General features: G+C 51.4%; 15 protein-coding genes. 8 read left to right on the forward strand and 7 right to left on the reverse strand.

Translation table 11 applies throughout. The features are described 5' to 3' along the window. Window positions 1-69 precede the first annotated feature (69 nt). The gene (locus NQ842_RS10195; RefSeq protein ID WP_013096102.1) at window positions 70-300 is read right to left on the reverse strand and encodes a DNA polymerase III subunit theta; all 231 of its coding nucleotides are present in this window, start codon (window positions 298-300) and stop codon (window positions 70-72) included. A 137-nt stretch (window positions 301-437) separates the two neighbouring features. Here NQ842_RS10195 and yobA point away from each other — a divergent pair, with 137 nt between their 5' ends. Genes yobA through NQ842_RS10210 form a run of 3 tightly spaced genes read left to right on the forward strand, consistent with a single transcriptional unit; the run spans window position 438 to window position 2,035 of the window. Beyond that, on the forward strand, window positions 438-809 hold the full coding sequence (gene yobA / locus NQ842_RS10200) for a CopC domain-containing protein YobA (RefSeq protein WP_182382049.1): 372 nt from the start codon (window positions 438-440) through the stop codon (window positions 807-809). A 1-nt stretch (window position 810) separates the two neighbouring features. Next, complete coding sequence (copD, locus tag NQ842_RS10205) at window positions 811-1,680, forward strand: copper homeostasis membrane protein CopD (protein ID WP_063426239.1); 870 nt, start codon at window positions 811-813, stop codon at window positions 1,678-1,680. Between the two features lie 16 nt (window positions 1,681-1,696). After that, a complete protein-coding gene (locus NQ842_RS10210) occupies window positions 1,697-2,035 on the forward strand; it encodes a YebY family protein (protein WP_014832387.1) in 339 nt (112 codons plus the stop codon). A gap of 759 nt (window positions 2,036-2,794) precedes the next feature. Here the strand turns inward: NQ842_RS10210 and NQ842_RS10220 are convergent. After that, window positions 2,795-3,910 carry an acyltransferase gene (locus NQ842_RS10220; protein ID WP_176216289.1) on the reverse strand — a complete coding sequence of 372 codons (1,116 nt, stop codon included), beginning with the start codon at window positions 3,908-3,910 and terminating at the stop codon, window positions 2,795-2,797. 683 nt (window positions 3,911-4,593) lie between these two features. After that, a complete protein-coding gene (locus tag NQ842_RS10225; RefSeq protein WP_257256804.1) occupies window positions 4,594-5,526 on the reverse strand; it encodes a VirK/YbjX family protein in 933 nt (310 codons plus the stop codon). Between the two features lie 167 nt (window positions 5,527-5,693). Between NQ842_RS10225 and pphA the strand changes: the two genes are divergently transcribed. Then, on the forward strand, window positions 5,694-6,338 hold the full coding sequence (pphA, locus tag NQ842_RS10230; protein ID WP_125364651.1) for a protein-serine/threonine phosphatase: 645 nt from the start codon (window positions 5,694-5,696) through the stop codon (window positions 6,336-6,338). Between the two features lie 33 nt (window positions 6,339-6,371). On the opposite strand, the gene NQ842_RS10235 is transcribed toward pphA, so the two are convergent. The 4 genes from NQ842_RS10235 to yebS all read right to left on the reverse strand — a co-directional run bounded on the left by NQ842_RS10235 (window position 6,372) and on the right by yebS (window position 12,121). Then, window positions 6,372-6,611, reverse strand: coding sequence for a YebV family protein (locus tag NQ842_RS10235; protein WP_046888041.1), 240 nt, complete (start codon window positions 6,609-6,611; stop codon window positions 6,372-6,374). Between the two features lie 105 nt (window positions 6,612-6,716). After that, window positions 6,717-8,159, reverse strand: a complete 1,443-nt coding sequence (gene rsmF, locus NQ842_RS10240) for a 16S rRNA (cytosine(1407)-C(5))-methyltransferase RsmF (protein ID WP_125364650.1) — start codon at window positions 8,157-8,159, stop codon at window positions 6,717-6,719. 76 nt (window positions 8,160-8,235) lie between these two features. Then, window positions 8,236-10,869 (reverse strand): PqiB family protein, encoded by a 2,634-nt coding sequence (locus tag NQ842_RS10245; protein ID WP_046888043.1) that lies wholly within the window; start codon window positions 10,867-10,869, stop codon window positions 8,236-8,238. Next, the gene (gene yebS, locus NQ842_RS10250) at window positions 10,838-12,121 is read right to left on the reverse strand and encodes a membrane integrity lipid transport subunit YebS (protein WP_014832380.1); all 1,284 of its coding nucleotides are present in this window, start codon (window positions 12,119-12,121) and stop codon (window positions 10,838-10,840) included. Before yebS ends, NQ842_RS10245 begins: the two co-directional genes overlap by 32 nt. A gap of 132 nt (window positions 12,122-12,253) precedes the next feature. On the opposite strand from yebS, the gene NQ842_RS10255 reads away from it, so the two are divergent. The 4 genes from NQ842_RS10255 (at window position 12,254) to htpX (ending at window position 16,677) form a co-directional block, all read left to right on the forward strand. Then, window positions 12,254-12,751, forward strand: a complete 498-nt coding sequence (locus NQ842_RS10255) for a GAF domain-containing protein (RefSeq protein WP_047360901.1) — start codon at window positions 12,254-12,256, stop codon at window positions 12,749-12,751. 96 nt (window positions 12,752-12,847) lie between these two features. Further along, window positions 12,848-13,534: an RNA chaperone ProQ gene (proQ, locus tag NQ842_RS10260; RefSeq protein ID WP_014832378.1), complete on the forward strand. Its 687-nt coding sequence runs from the start codon at window positions 12,848-12,850 to the stop codon at window positions 13,532-13,534. A 19-nt stretch (window positions 13,535-13,553) separates the two neighbouring features. Then, window positions 13,554-15,602, forward strand: a complete 2,049-nt coding sequence (prc, locus tag NQ842_RS10265; RefSeq protein WP_047360899.1) for a carboxy terminal-processing peptidase — start codon at window positions 13,554-13,556, stop codon at window positions 15,600-15,602. Between the two features lie 193 nt (window positions 15,603-15,795). Further along, window positions 15,796-16,677, forward strand: a complete 882-nt coding sequence (gene htpX / locus NQ842_RS10270; protein ID WP_010432647.1) for a protease HtpX — start codon at window positions 15,796-15,798, stop codon at window positions 16,675-16,677. Window positions 16,678-16,722 lie beyond the last annotated feature (45 nt).

A 16,722-nucleotide genomic window follows, 5' to 3' on the forward strand; every position in this document is an offset into this window, starting at 1 on the left:
CACCTAATTTAATCAGGGTTTTCTTATCCTGGCATATTCCGCGTAAGGAAGTGTAACGAGTCGTTAAGCTTATTTCACTTTTGGTTCGTACGGTAAACGAGAGAGATTAACCGACGCGAGTCGGTGGGCAATCAAGCGTTCGCGAAACCAGTCGCGCAGATGGGCGGGTTGTTCGCGTTCCACCACTTCTGCCACGATTGGCATGTTGTAACGCTCTTTAAACGCGACACCTGCGGCAGCGAGATCGACATTCACTTTATCCATCTCGTCCTGAGGAAGGGCAGCCAGATTGATCTTCATTACCTTCTCCTTTTTATGCGGCGGCAACGTTACCGCGATTGCGCGACGATGACAAGCGGAGGTGGGATGATCCTCGACTCGATTATTATACAGCGTTATTCTTTATCATACAGACATAACAAAAAGGAATGATTGCGATGGGTTTATCCGCTTCCCGCGCGGTATGCGCGCTGGCTTTTCTCTTCTCTTCCGTCACCGCGAGCCCGGCGCTGGCGCACGCGCACCTTCAACAGCAAATCCCGGCAGCCGATAGTCAGGTGGTAGCCCCTCAGACGCTTACCCTGACATTTTCCGAAGGCATTGAACCGGCATTCAGCGGTGTGGTGGTGAAGGATGCTCAAGGAAACGTGGTTAAAACCGGCCATATTCAGCGTGACGTGCAGAATAAGGCCCAGCTCAATGTTCCGCTGGCGCAGACGCTGGTGACCGGCACGTACCAGGTTGACTGGCATGTGGTCTCGGTTGATGGTCACAAAACCAAAGGCAGCTATCACTTCAGCGTGAAATAACATGCTGGCCTTCATCTACGTGGGGTTGCGCTTTATCCATTTCGGCGCGCTGATGCTAATTTTTGGTAATGCGCTCTATAGCGTCTGGTTTGCCCCTTCTTCCCTGCACCGTCTGATGACCCGGCGTTTTCAGGCGCAGCAGCAGATTGCGTCTCTGGTCAGTCTGTTGTCGGCGTTCCTGATGTTCATGATCCAGGCGGGGCTAATGGGCAACGGCTGGGGGGATGTGTTTAATCCGGACGTCTGGCAGAGCGTGCTGGCAACGCAGTTTGGTGGCGTCTGGCTGTGGCAAATTATCCTGGCCGTAATCACCGCCTGTGCCGCGTGGCTTGCGCCACAAAAAGGATCGCGATTATTGCTGCTCGCAATGGGGCAATTTGTCCTGCTGGCAGGCGTGGGGCATGCGGCGATGAACGATGGCGCCGTGGGGGCGATGCAGCGCATTAATCACGCACTGCATCTGCTGTGTGCCGCCACCTGGGTTGGCGGTCTCCTGCCACTGCTGTTTTGCATGCATCTGGCGAAAGGACGCTGGCAGACTGCGGCAATCTATACCATGATGCGCTTCTCTCGCGTGGGGCATTATGCCGTAGCGGGGGTAGTGCTTACCGGCGCGATCAATGGGCTCTTTATTCTGGGCATCACGGTGCCCTGGCAGACGGGTTACGTACAACTTTTGTTGTTCAAATGTGCGCTGGTGGCATTGATGGTGGTAATTGCGCTGGCGAATCGGTATTTTCTGGTGCCACGGTTTAGTGCCCACATCGGGCGCGAGCAACAGATTTTTATCAGGATGACACAGGCAGAGGTGGTGCTGGGAGCGTTGGTGCTGGCAACGGTCAGCCTGTTCGCGACCTGGGAACCCTTTTGACAAGGTTAAATAGCATATGAAAAAGACAGTACTCTCTCTCTTATTGATGGCCTGTACGGGGAGCGCTCTGGCGGCACCACAGGTTATCACCGTCAGCCGTTTTGAAGTGGGTAAGGATAAATGGGCGTTCAATCGCGAAGAGGTGATGCTGACCTGTCGTCCGGGTCATGCGCTGTATGCCATCAACCCAAGCACGCTGGTACAGTACCCGTTAAACGACGTGGCCGAGCAGCAGGTTGCCAGCGGTAAGAGCAGCGGGCAGCCCATCAGCGTTATCCAGATTGACGATCCGTCCAGCCCCGGGCAGAAGATGAGCCTTGCTCCGTTTATCGAACGCGCCGACAAGCTCTGCTAGTTTCCGGTTCCCAGTAAAAAAAACCGCAGCTGCTTGCGAAAGCACTGCGGTTTTTCATTTTTATTGATGTTTTGACGCTTTTTTTCCGACCGCTTTTACTGTGGACTGGAAAACCTGGCGTCGTCATCTATTCTTAAAAGGCAAGGCGACTTAGCCTGCATTAATGCCAACTTTTAGCGCACGGCTCTCTCCCAAGAGCCATTTCCCTGGACCGAATACAGGAATCGTATTCGGTCTCTTTTTATCTATATGTTTCTCAAAGGTTTTTTCGGTCTCAACACGAAATCCCCCGAAAATTACTCGAATATTCCATATCCTGTCTAAACCATAACATACTCTGCACCGCGTGCGTCCAGGTATTTTTTGGTCATTGTTAAATTTTTGTGGCCGAGTAAACGTTGAGCAAATTCCTCTCCGCGCTCCGTTTCGTAGAGCCTCCTCACCTGTCTTCGGAGCACAGCGAAAAACGTAAACTGATCGATCCCCTACTCACTGCGGATACGCAGGTAAGATTTCTAAAGATTAACAACAGGTTTCTTCCCTGGCATCATGATCCAGATGTAAATTTATCTGAATGAGCATTTGATGCGGCATCGCGAGAGAGATGGGGGAGGGGTGCAGAAGGCAAGTGGTTGTTGACTCAGTGTAAGGTTGTTATAACTATAATGAGCTTATAATACTCTCAGAGATTATAAAGGGAGGAGTATTCTCCCTTGACTAAATTCGGATTAATATTATGATGATTAGAATTTTGAAAAATTAATAATGACCAGCTTTTGCATGCCTTTTCCAATAATATCTGTACTTATTTTCAATATAATGATAACTAAATTCTGTCAAGGCGAAGGTCAAAGCAAAGAAAAAAGACAATCGAATGATGGTGCCCATATTAGTATAGTCAATACTGCCATTCATAAATAATCCCCTTGTGACAGATAATGCAATGACATGTGTTAGATAAAGTGAATATGAACGTGAACCAATATAATCAGTTATCATCATAAAATGTTTATTTTTGCAAAAATAATTTTTATTAAAGCTGGCTATGAAAACTAAACAGCCAGACGCTAGTGCCGTAAGGCCAGTTTGAAAAAATATTACCGGCTCAGGCTTGGTAAATATAGCGAGAAAAAAACACATTAATATTAGGAATGATGACGAAATTATAGGATTGGAAAACAAACGTAAATCTACAGATGCAATTCTATTTTTTAAGCTTAATACAGCTATAATTACTCCTAGTGCCATAGCATCTGTCCTTAATGGCCAGCCAATAGGTGTATGGTTATTTAGTGTTCTGGGTATAAAAAACTGAACGGCAAACACTACAGCCATTAATAAACACAGTTTTTTATTGTTAAAGGTGAAAAGAAGTATAGGAAGGAGGAGATAAAATTGATTTTCTAATGATAGACTCCAGTAAATACCAAGATTACCACATGTACCGTTATCTCTGCATGATAAAAAGTAAAAATTTTGTGTTTGTGTTACTGAAAATAGAGCCGATGTTAGCAGTTTTTCAATTGGAAGAAATGCGTGGGTCTTTTCCATCGCAACCGCAAGGATGAGCGATGCAATAATCCAAAAAAACGCAGCTGGCAATAGTCGCCACATCCTCTTAATATAAAATTCCTTTGTTTCTTTAATAAAAGTAATACCACTCATTGAATGTATTCCCTTTACTAACAGACTTCTTGTTACAATAAAACCTGAAACACAAAAAAACAGGTCAACACCACTTCCAAATCTACTAATGTTAAATATTTGGAAATAAAATGAATCTGGTGAGAGCAAAGAAGGGATGTGAGCAAGAAATACATATGCAATAGCGATCGCACGTAAAAATTCAATGTCGTGATTCTTATTATTTACCACCAAGTGAGCCCTCGCAAAAATATTTGCATATTCTTTTTTGTGTTTTTGTTAGCAACTAACTATGCTATTATAACATGGATTTTCTTGGGTGCAAAAAGTAAATTAATAAAACTGTTTTGAGATGACTGTAATGATAGTTTTGAAAGAAAATGCATACTGGATAATCTACTCCTGTTTATGTGCAATACCTACGCAAATAAGATAAAAAATAGATGGCAATCTAATGGATAGATTAGGTAGAAATAGTTATGCAAGTAAAATTATAATTTGGGGGATTAAGTATGGATTTATAAGGGTAGGATTCGGTAAAATGAAATATAATAAATAGAAGAAGATGCTCGCATTTGCGTTAAGTATACTGAACTGATGATGATATTTGTTTCACTCATTCCAAAGACCGAAATTTAAAACAATAAAGAAGAATGAGTAAGGCATTTATCTCATGTTTTCGATTTCGAAAATTCAGGAAACTGAAACATCGAAGAAAAAGGCTGAGATGGATACAGAAATTGTACTCGATTTCATTTTGGTCAAAGTGAGATTAAATAATGATATTATATAACCATTTAGTCAGAAGAGACGCTGTATCCATGCCTGTTTCAGCCATATTAAAACAGGCAAAGAATACAGTCCTGGTTGACCAATGTTGTATGCAGCAGGAAGAAGAGACACATTTAAAAGCGTTATTGCATTGAAGCCTGGATCTGATCCAACAGCTCAAAGCGGCGGCGGTATTCGGCCCGTTTCTTACTGGCAATCTCGTCCAGGGATTTACGTGCCATCTCTGGCGGCAGCTGCCAGCAGAAAGTTGAGCGTTTTTTGCCGTCCAGCGTTTCCCAAAACTCATCGTAGCTGGCGTGGAAATGGCGACCTTTGCTCAGGCGATAACGCAACGCGCGGAAAACATGCCCTTCATCACTGACGGCATAAATAGCGCGGATATTGGACTGCGCGACCAGCTGGAAAATGACTTCCATAAGAACGCGTTTTGGGAACAGGCCGTGGCAGGCGCGGGTGGCCTGTTTTATCACATCGCGACTGACGCCGCGGCGTGGCCCCTGAAGCCCACCGATCACCAGTACCCGTTGCCCCGCGCTGCGTGCAACGCTAAAAGTCAGGCTTGCGAGCAAGGTATTTTTGTCATCGCGCAGCCACAACGTGCTTTCACCTTCGCGCTCGGCTTTATGGGCAGAGGAGGCACTGACAGTATAGAGCACCTCATTTTTAGCCCTGAACTGCACCACAGGCTGCTCCAGAGGGCTGGTCAGCGCATGGGCGAGGGAAGAGTCTTTCAGACCATCGATCCAGTGGTAGTGGCTGACGATCGCGTCAGCACGGTCGCCGGCATTCAGACCGCGCATTAAATACTGGCGGTGGGTTTTACTGGGTAACGTAATTTGCGAGGCCAACAGTCGGTCGAAATCATCCCGGCCAGAGAGTGCCTCCAGCATGCGTCGGGTAGAAGACCAGAACAAAAGCGAGCGTAACAGGAACTTCAGTCGATACTCACGCTTTTTCCAGATAGGGCCCGGAACGCATTTTCCGTTGACCAGGTCGGAAATAATATGTGTGCGATGTGGAAAAAGCACATCGTTATGCAGGTGAGTATTGGACACGTTGAAACCTCTCTTTTTATTTAGTGCTTATTCTAAAGGGCCAATAAAAAAGGATTAATAGTGCAAGGATCTTTATTTCCGTTTGGTTTACTGTTTGTTTGGCTTTGTGATATCCGGCGCTGACATTGGCAATTTCTGATGCAGCTATACTTATTCAGGGAGGCCTTATGTATCAGCGAATCGATGGTAGTAAGTGGCGTCACGTCTGGGTTGTGAGCGATATACACGGTTGCTATCAGTGGCTGTTGGACGAACTGAAACGCCGTCACTTTAATCCTTATGAGGATTTGCTTATCTCCGTGGGGGATTTGATTGATCGTGGCCCAGATAGCGTTAAGTGCTTACAGCTCATCAATGAAAAATGGTTTCGTGCAGTACGGGGTAATCATGAACAAATGGCAGTCGACAGCCTGGATAATAATGATTTCGCCCTATGGACGCTCAATGGGGGGATCTGGTTTACGCGTCTTGATGACCTCCAGCAACAGCAGGCAATGACATTATTCGAAGCATGCCGACAGTTGCCGCATATCATTGAGATCTCCTGCGCAAACGGTCTGAATGTGATCGCCCATGCCGATTATCCGGCAGCGGAATATGTCTGGCAAAAACCGGTCGATGCCCGGCGGGTGCTATGGGATCGGGATCGGTTAATGGGATTTATGGCAGGCAGAGGGCAGGGGATTTGCGGTGCGGATCATTTCTGGTTCGGTCATACGCCCGTGGATAAGCGATATGATTTTCACAACCTGCACTACATTGATACCGGCGCGGTGTTTGACGGTTATTTCACGCTGGCGCAGCTGCAGTAATAAATAACCCGCCTTCGGGCGGGTTCTCTCTGGTCAGGCAAGACGCATGACCCAGGCATCGGTTTTGCTATCGTAATGCTCGCGGTACAGGACTGAGTGTTCTCCATCAAGAATCGCCGGAACGCTGGTGTCGGCATCCCAGGCATCCAGTTGCATGCACAAATCCGGATCGGATTTGCAGGGAATACTTAACGTTCGCTCGCCCTGGGCTTCGCCGCGCAACTCTGCATCGTCGATTTCAAAAGCGCCAATACGCACGCTGGTTTTCGTCATAATGCTCTCCGGGTGTGTTGTCAAAATCTGGTATGACCAGTTTGGCCATCCATTTTTGATAGTAGACAAGGAGAGCAAATTCGCCAGTAAAAAAGTGCGCTTTTTTTAGTCAGCGCGATCGTTACCGGTAAACAGGCGACCATCGCGCACCAGCTCGCGCGGATAGCTGTTTTTCAGGCGCGAACCCACTTTCTTTGCCAGTCCCAGCGGGTATCCCTGGTACGTCACCACGACATCATCCTGAGAAGGGGGGGCTTCTGGGTACACATCGCGGCCCCGGTACCACTCTTCAGCTTCCTGATGCGTCAGCGCGAACGTATTTTCACTGCTGGCAAGCGCAATGACCGCCTCGTGCTGCCAGCGATACCCTTTGTTATGTACTTCCGCCAGGCGGATCCCGATTCGGGAAAAACGGACTTTGCCGATAAGCGGCTCAATGTTCGCCGGGAAAAGCCAAATCTCTTTATCACGCTGCCAGAGGTGGAGATCGTCGTTCCAGATCAGTCCGGCTTTGCGGGCCGCGGTGGTGACCTGTTCTGTTTCACGGCGTTTCAGCGGTGTGAAGGGGAAATTACCGACCTTAAATTTTGGTGCAGGCAGCGGGGTGATGGCGGCAGTTTTACGCAGACGGGCGACAAAAAAACCTTCGCAGTCATAAATCTGCGGGAAGACGTGGAGGAAACCTTCCGGGGTGATGGCGTCTTTGGCCGAGGCAAACAAATCATCCAGTGGCAGAAACTCAACCGCATTGGGGTATTGCGCTTGCAGCCACAGGCAGACGTCTTCGTTTTCATCACGGTTTAATGTGCAGGTGGAGTAAACCAGCGTGCCGCCCGGACGCAGGGCATGAAACGCGCTGTCAATCAGTTCGCGCTGCGTCGCGGCGATATCGAGATTGCTTTCGACTGACCAGTTTTTTAAGGCATCGGGATCTTTGCGTACCACACCTTCACCGGAGCAGGGTGCATCCAGCAGAATGGCGTCAAATGTTTCCGGCAAGGCGGCGCCAAACACGCGACCGTCGAAATGTGTCAGAGCGACGTTCTGAATGCCGCAGCGGCTGATGTTGGCATGCAGTACCTTGACGCGGCTGGCTGAAAACTCATTGGCAAGAATGGCCCCGCGGTTAGCCATGCGGGCGGCAATCTGCGTGGTTTTTGAGCCGGGGGCGGCAGCGACATCCATGACCCGTTCAGGGGCGTTGCCATCGGCAAACAGCGCAGCAACCGGCAGCATTGAGCTGGCTTCCTGAATATAAAACAGGCCGCTCAAATGCTCGGCGGTACTGCCCAGCGGCAGTGATGCTTCGTCCTCCCGTTCGATCCAGAAACCCTCTTCACACCACGGCACCGGCATAAGCTGCCAGTTGTAGGGGGATACCAGCGTAAGGAAATCGGCGACGCTGATTTTCAGCGTGTTGACGCGAATACTTCGGCGTAACGGTCGCTGACAGGCGGCGATAAAATCATCTAACGAGAGGTGAGAAGGAAGCGCCTCGCGCATCTGCGCCAGGAATTGTTCAGGAAGATATACGGAGTTTTGAGCCACGGGCACACCACAGGGAAAAGTTCAGGTGCGCAGTGTAACATAAAGGCTCCGGCGCGTTGACACCGGAGCCCTGAGATTAACGCGGCAGGGCGGTTCCCCACTCGCGCCATTCTTTAGGTTCGCTTTCGAGCAGCAGGAAGTGTTTACCCGGCTGTGCTTTTGGCGCCAGCGGTGTACCCGGCGGCGTGGCAAAAGCAATACCACCGCGAATAAACTGGTTGAAGGTGCCGGTTTTCACCACGCCACCCGTCAGGCCGAAGTCCAGCGAATAGCCGGAGGCCAGCCAGAACACCGAGTTATTCCGCACCAGATGCTGGTAACGATCGCTGATGCGTAACGCCACCATCACGCGGTCGGAGAGGGTCCCGAGCGTCAGGCCGGTCACCGTTCCCACTTCAATACCTCGGAACAGGACTGGCGTGCCGATGCTAAGCGAGCCAGCTTCCGGTACCTCCACCACTATGCTCAGACCATCAAGATAGCGCGAGTCGGTGATGGTAGCTTCCTGCAACTCAAAATCACGACGCGCGTTGCCACGACCGGGTTCGACGTTGATATACGGCTGCAGGATGGTGTCGAGATGCTCAACGCCTGCGGCCGAGATCTGCGGCGTTACAACCGAGAAACGCGAGCCTGTCCGGGCGAACGTCTGAACGTATTCGGGATAAAGCACCGCGGTGGCCTGCACTTCGTTACGTGCGGTGATCAGCGTCAGCTTCTGGATCTGTCCGATATCAATGCCCAGGTAGCGGATGGGCATTCCTTCCGCCAGCTTCCCGGCGTCGAAGGCATGCAGAGTAATTTGCCCGCCAACCGCACGTGCAGCGGTTTCTGACGGGAAGAGGATGCGCTTGTCACCCTTGCGCATATTGCCGCCTGCGCCGGGCAGATTATCGAAGCTAATCGCCCCGCGCAGCGCGCGGGAGAGCGGGGAGGCCTGCACGGTCAACCCGCTGCCGTTAAGCTGAACCTTTGCTCCACCTTCGGCCCAGAAGACGCTGTTTGGCGTAAGCAACTTGCGATATTCCGGCTTGATGTGCAGTTCGATATCAAAGGCGTCTGCATGTGGGCGAACGGTGATCACTTCACCAACCTCAAACTTGCGATACAGCACGACCGAGCCTGCCTGTACGTCCGGCAGCGTCTCCGCACTCAACGTCAGCGTGGTGGTCGGCAGATCGCTCAGGCTGTTTTCAATGGCTTTATCCAGATTGGCATACAGCGGATAACTGTCACGAACAGGGCCTTTATTGCCAGGCAGGATGCGGATCCCGCCGTTCACCCACTCGCTGGCACTGGCGCCGAGAAATTCTACGCCGTCCAGCCCGACCTTGACGTCAACGCGGCTGTTAACCACGAATTTGCTGTCGCCATGCACCAGGTTGCTGTATTGCGGATCGATTGCGACGGAGAAGCTCACCCCGTTTTCCGACAGCGTACGCTCCAGCACCTGACCGACCTGCACGCCGTGTAAGATCAGCGGCTGACCGGCTTCAATACCGTAGCTTTCCGGCGCATTCAGCGTAATGGTCACCACGCCGGGTTTTTGCAGCAGGGCTTTATCCGCCGGGGCAACCACAAAGGTGTTGCTGGGCTGGCCTTCGCCGGGGATCAACTCGAAGGTACTGCCTGTCAGGAGGCTGCTGATGCTGGCATCACTCAGAGACAGTTTCGGGCTGCGCATTTCAATACGCGTTTTCTCGCGCAGAAGATCCACTACGCTTGGGTCAACCGTCATCTCCCCGGTTACGGAACCGCCCGGATTGAGCGTCATTTTGGTGAGCTGACCGACCTCCAGCCCCTGATACATCAGCGGCGTAGAACCGGCTTTTAACCCTTTGGCATCAGGCAGAGCAAGTTTGACGATCACCCCACGCTGGCTATGCGCCAGGTCGGCATACAATCCGAACGTGTCATCTGCGGTGGCAGGGCTGGAATTTTCCGGGGAGTCAAAGGCAATCGCGCCATTGACCAGCGCCGCCAGGCTTTCAAGCTTCACTTTCGCACCGCTGAGGCTTACGTCAGCATCCACGCCCGACACATTCCAGAAACGGCTGCCTTTTTTCACCAGATTGGTAAAGCGACGCTCGATTAACACATCGATGGTCACGCCCTGCTTGTTGGGGTTGATGGCGTAATCATAAACCCGGCCCACCGGGATTTTACGGAAGTACACCAGCGAGCCGCTGTTCAGTGACCCTAAATCGGGTGCCTGCAGGTGGATCATCAGATCCCCGTTATTGAGGCGGTATTTCGGCTGTGTATCAAGCGCAACAAAGTGATCCTGCGGTTCACCTTTACCCGGCATCATGCCGATATAGTTCCCGCCAACCAGCGCATCCAGCCCGGACACCCCGGCCAGAGAGGCCTTCGGCGTGACCAGCCAGAACTGCGTTTCGCTGCGCAGCGCGTCCTGCATATCGGATTTGATGCTGGCCCGTACCTGAATTTTATTCAGCCCTTTTCCAAGGGAGATATCCTGCACGGTACCCACTTCCACCCCCTGGAAACGCACGGGGGTACGTCCGGCCACAATGCCGTCGGCGGACTGGAAATCAATGGTGATGGTGCTTCCGCGATCTTCATAGCTCGTCCAGATAAGCCAGCCTGCAATCATCAGGGCGATGACAGGCAGCAACCAGAATGGCGAAATGCGGCGTTTTGTTTTAATTCTCGCTTCAGTCGGCGAAGCGGGGGTTTCCTGACTCATGTGCATCCCAAAGTAAGCGGCTATCCAGCCATTCCACAGCAAGAATAGTCAATATCACCGCAGAGCCGAAATAAAAAGCTGCGGGTCCCATTGTAAAAGCAAGTAGCTGGTCGCGGTTAATCAGCGACATCATCAACGAAATCACGAACAGATCCAACATCGACCAGCGGCCAATCCAGGTGACAAAGCGCAGGAGCAGGATACGGGTACGTAACCCTTGCTCACATTTAAAGTGAATGCTGATAAGCAGGGTAAACATCACCACCACTTTGGTAAACGGCACCAGAATACTGGCGATAAACACAATTGCCGCCACCCCTACATTGCTGTGCGCAAGAGAGATAATGCCGGAGAGGATGGTATCTTCCTGGCGTGCACCATTCACGTAAATAATGGAAATCGGCAACATATTGGCAGGGATCAGGAATACCAAAGAGGCAATCAGTGCGGCCCAGCACTTTTGCAGGCTGTTGTTGCGCCGCAGCCTCAAAGGAATATGGCAACGTGGACAGCGGCCGCGCGCGTCAGGCAGCCCGGTGTAGTGGCAACCCAGACAGACCCGGAGGTTTTCATCCGGGCGTGTGGCAGGGCGCTGAGGGTAAAAACGTTCCCAGAGTTGCTCAACGTTCAGATGGATTAACGTCAGGATACTGAGCAACACCAGACAGATAAATGCAAAGAGTCCGACGCCTGGCTGCAGAAACGCGTAGTCCTGTACTTTGATTGACGCCACGCCGACACCCACAAGATAGATATCCAGCATGACCCACTCTTTGAGTTTATCCAGCATCAGCAACACCGGTCGCAGGTTCATCCCCAGAATATTGCCGAGCCACAGATAGGCAATCGCCGCGACCAGGACCAGCGGCGCGCCAACGGTGCAAAAAAGCACCATGGCTGCGGTCACCGGATCGCCCTGGCGCGTCATTTGCCAGATCCCCTGCAGCACGTTGGCATCAATACGCACGCCGAGCAGGTAGAGCTTCAATAGCGGCTCGCTCCAGGCAAAGGGCATCAACAGCAGCATGGTGACTGCCATGGCGGCGAGGCGGGTTAATGACCAGTCGCGCCCGTCACGAATTTTGGCATCGCAGCGGGGACAAAAGGCGCTTTGATGCGATTTCATCTTCGGCAACATAAAAAGCGTATCGCACTGGGGGCAACGCTGATAATGTGCACGAGGCAAAGCTTCGCTTACCGTATGGACAGTTATCTTTTTTGTCGGCGTGATTTTGGTTGTTTTTAAGGCCATCGGTTGCGCACAAATAAGTATTGTTGAACGTTATATTAACTCATGAACGGATTCATCTTGAGCATGAGCGCATTTAATGCTTATTTTAATAGGCTATGCGGTAATTTTGTAAGACAACTAAGTGATTGAAGAATGAACAAAACAGAATTCTACGCGGATCTGAACCGCGATTTTAAGGCATTGATGGCGGGTGAGACCAGCTTCTTAGCCACTCTGGCAAATACAAGTGCATTACTCTTTGAACGTCTGACCGAGGTAAACTGGGCCGGTTTTTACCTTCTTGAAGGCGAAACGCTGGTGCTGGGGCCTTTCCAGGGGAAACTCGCCTGCGTGCGTATCCCTGTGGGACGCGGCGTATGCGGAACGGCTGTCGCCAAAAATGCGGTGCAGCGTGTAGAGGACGTTCACGCGTTTGACGGTCACATCGCCTGCGATGCCGCCAGTAATTCTGAAATCGTGCTGCCGCTGGTGGTAAAAAATCAGATTATTGGCGTTCTGGACATCGACAGTACGGCCTTCAGTCGCTTTACAATCGAGGACGAACAGGGGCTGCGCGAGCTGGTGGCGAATCTGGAAAACGTTCTTGCAGCAACCGATTATCAAAAATTCTTTGCGAGCGTCGCAGGATAATCAACGGATAACGTAGCATTTACTGATAGCGTCATTATAATGACGCCTGTTCATGCCTGCGCTTGTTGGCAACGTCCGTTGTAATCAGGAAATTTCATGGAAAATCAACCTAAGTTGAATAGCAGTAAAGAAGTTATCGCATTTCTGGCCGAGCGTTTCCCACAGTGCTTCAGCGCTGAAGGCGAAGCTCGTCCCCTGAAAGTCGGTATTTTTCAGGATCTGGTGGCACGCGTTGAGGGGGAAATGAACCTCAGCAAAACTCAGCTGCGCTCCGCCTTACGTCTTTATACTTCGAGCTGGCGTTACCTGTACGGTATCAAACCGGGCGCGACCCGTGTGGATCTTGACGGCAACCCATGTGGTGAGCTGGACGAGCAGCACGTAGAGCACGCGCGTAAGCAGCTAGAAGAAGCCAAAGCACGCGTTCAGGCACAACGTGCAGAACAGCAGGCGAAAAAACGCGAAGCCGCTGCGGCAAACGGCCAGGAAGAAGCGCCTCGTCGTGAACGTAAGCCGCGTCCTGCACCGCGTCGCAACGAAAATAACGATCGCAAACCGCGTGCTGACAAACCAGCAGCTAAAGCCCCTCGCGCACCTCGTGAAGAGCAGCGCCACACTCCGGTTTCAGACATCAACGCCCTGAGCGTGGGTCAGGCACTGAAGGTAAAAGCGGGTAACAATGCAATGGACGCCACCGTACTGGAAATCACCAAAGATGGCGTTCGTGTACAGCTGACTTCTGGTATGTCAATGATTGTACGCGCAGAACACTTGTTGTTCTGAAACGGAGGCCAAGCCTGGCATGAACACTTTTTTTAAGCTCACCGCGCTGGCGGGCCTGTTTGCCATAACAGGTCATGCTTTCGCAGTGGACGATATTACGCGTGTTGATCAAATTCCGGTTCTCAAGGAAGAGACGCAGCACGCGACGGTGAGCGAGCGTGTGACGTCACGTTTCACCCGTTCGCACTATCGTCAGTTCGATCTCGATCAGGCCTTTTCGGCCAAAATCTTCGACCGCTATCTGAACTTGCTGGATTACAGCCATAACGTACTGCTCGCCAGCGATGTCGAGCAGTTCGCAAAACGTAAATCCGACGTTGGTGATGAGCTGCGTTCCGGCAAGCTGGATCTGTTCTACGATCTGTATAACCTGGCACAAAAGCGCCGCTTTGAACGTTATCAGTATGCGCTGAAAGTGCTGGAACGTCCTATGGACTTTACCGGCAACGACACCTTTAATCTGGACCGCAGTAAGGCGCCCTGGCCGAAAGACGAAGCCGAGCTGAACACCCTGTGGGACAGCAAAGTGAAGTACGACGAACTGAGTCTCAAGCTCACTGGCAAAGATGAGAAAGAGATCCGTGACACGCTGACGCGCCGTTACAAGTTTGCCATTCGTCGCCTGGCGCAAACCAACAGCGAAGATGTTTTCTCGCTGGCAATGACCGCCTTTGCCCACGAAATCGACCCGCATACCAACTATCTCTCCCCGCGTAACACCGAACAGTTCAATACCGAAATGAGCCTGTCTCTGGAAGGTATCGGCGCGGTGCTGCAGATGGACGACGATTACACGGTGATCAACTCCATGGTTGCGGGTGGCCCGGCATCAAAAAGCAAAGCGATAAGCGTAGGCGATCGTATTGTCGGTGTAGGCCAAACCGGGCAGAACATGGTGGATGTCATCGGCTGGCGTCTGGACGATGTGGTTGCGCTGATCAAAGGTCCGAAAGGCAGCAAAGTTCGTCTTGAAATTCTGCCTGCCGGGAAAGGCACCAAAACCCGTATCGTTACCCTGACCCGTGAGCGTATTCGCCTTGAAGACCGCGCGGTGAAAATGTCGGTGAAAACCGTCGGTAAAGAGAAGGTGGGTGTACTTGATATCCCTGGCTTCTACGTAGGGCTGACCGATGATGTGAAAGTGCAGCTGCAGAAGCTTGAGAAGCAGAATGTCAGCAGCGTGATCATCGATCTGCGCAGCAACGGAGGTGGTGCGCTGACAGAAGCCGTTTCTCTGTCTGGCCTGTTTATCCCGTCTGGTCCGGTGGTGCAGGTACGCGATAACAACGGTAAAGTCCGTGAAGATGCCGACAATGATGGCGTGGTCTACTACAAAGGCCCGCTGGTGGTGCTGGTCGATCGCTTCAGTGCGTCAGCGTCTGAAATCTTTGCCGCGGCAATGCAGGATTATGGCCGCGCGCTGATTGTTGGCGAGCCGACCTTTGGTAAAGGTACCGTTCAACAGTATCGTTCCCTGAATCGTATCTACGATCAGATGCTGCGTCCGGAATGGCCTGCGCTGGGCTCTGTCCAGTACACCATTCAGAAGTTCTACCGTGTGAATGGCGGCAGTACGCAGCGTAAAGGCGTGACGCCAGATATCATGATGCCGACAGGCACGGAAGAGACGGAAACGGGCGAGAAGTTTGAAGATAACGCGTTGCCGTGGGACAGCATCAATGCCGCGACATACGTGAAAGCCGGTGATATGACGCAGTTTGGTCCGCAATTGCTGAAAGACCATAACGAGCGCATCGCGAAAGATCCTGAATTCCAGTACATCATGAAGGACATTGCGCGTTTCAATGCTCTGAAAGAAAAAAGGAATATTGTTTCTCTGAACTACGCTCAGCGTGAGAAAGAGAACAATGAGGATGACGCAACGCGTCTGGCGCGTATCAACGATCGCTTCAAACGTGAAGGCAAGCCTCTGCTCAAAAAACTGGACGATCTGCCTAAAGATTACCAGGAGCCGGATCCGTACCTGGACGAGACGGTCCATATCGCGCTTGACCTGGCGAATCTGGAAAAAGAGAAGCCCGCCGAGCAACCCGCTCCGGCTAAATAATCTCCCAACAGGCACAAGAAATTGTGCCTGTTTCTTTTTGTTCTGCATCCTTCCGTCAGGCAGATTTCCAATTGTGTAAAGTTGTGTCTTTCTGGTGACTTACGCCCGCCGTATGCTTGAAAATAGCCACAATACCCATACGATGTGGGTAATCGCATAGTGCGTTTTGTTAAACTGAGGTTAAAAGAAAATTATGATGCGAATCGCGCTCTTCCTGCTCACCAACCTTGCGGTGATGGTGGTTTTCGGGCTCGTGCTAAGCCTGACAGGAATTCAGTCGAGTAGCGTTCAGGGTCTGTTGATTATGGCGCTGCTGTTTGGTTTTGGTGGCTCATTTATTTCACTGCTGATGTCGAAGTGGATGGCGCTGAAGTCGGTAGGTGGTGAGGTTATTGAACAGCCGCGTAACGATATGGAGCAGTGGCTGATGAATACGGTGGCTCAGCAATCTAAGCAAGCCGGGATCGCCATGCCGCAGGTTGCCATTTACCATGCGCCGGATATTAATGCCTTCGCCACGGGTGCCCGTCGCGATGCGTCACTGGTTGCGGTAAGTACCGGGCTGCTGCAAAACATGAGCCGTGACGAAGCCGAAGCGGTTATCGCGCACGAAATCAGCCATATCGCGAACGGTGACATGGTGACCATGACGCTGATTCAGGGCGTGGTGAACACCTTTGTTATCTTTATTTCCCGTATTCTGGCACAGATTGCGGCTGGCTTTATGGGGGGTAACCGCGATGAAGGTGAAGAGAGCAACGGTAACCCGCTGATCTACTTCGCGGTATCGATGGTTCTGGAGCTGGTGTTCGGCATTCTGGCCAGCATCATCACCATGTGGTTCTCCCGTCACCGTGAATTCCACGCGGATGCCGGCTCTGCGAAACTGGTAGGTCGTGAGAAGATGATTGCTGCCCTGCAGCGTCTGAAAACCAGCTACGAGCCGCAGGAAGCGAACAGCATGATGGCATTCTGCATCAACGGTAAATCAAAATCGTTGAGCGAGCTGTTTATGTCTCACCCGCCGCTGGATAAACGTATTGAAGCGCTGCGTAGCGGGGAATACCTGAAGTAACACTGAAGGTTGAACATGAGCCGGGCTGGAGGCAACTCCACCCGG

It is taken from the genome of Enterobacter cloacae complex sp. R_G8 (assembly GCF_024599795.1).
Taxonomy (GTDB): Bacteria; Pseudomonadota; Gammaproteobacteria; order Enterobacterales; family Enterobacteriaceae; genus Enterobacter; species Enterobacter dissolvens.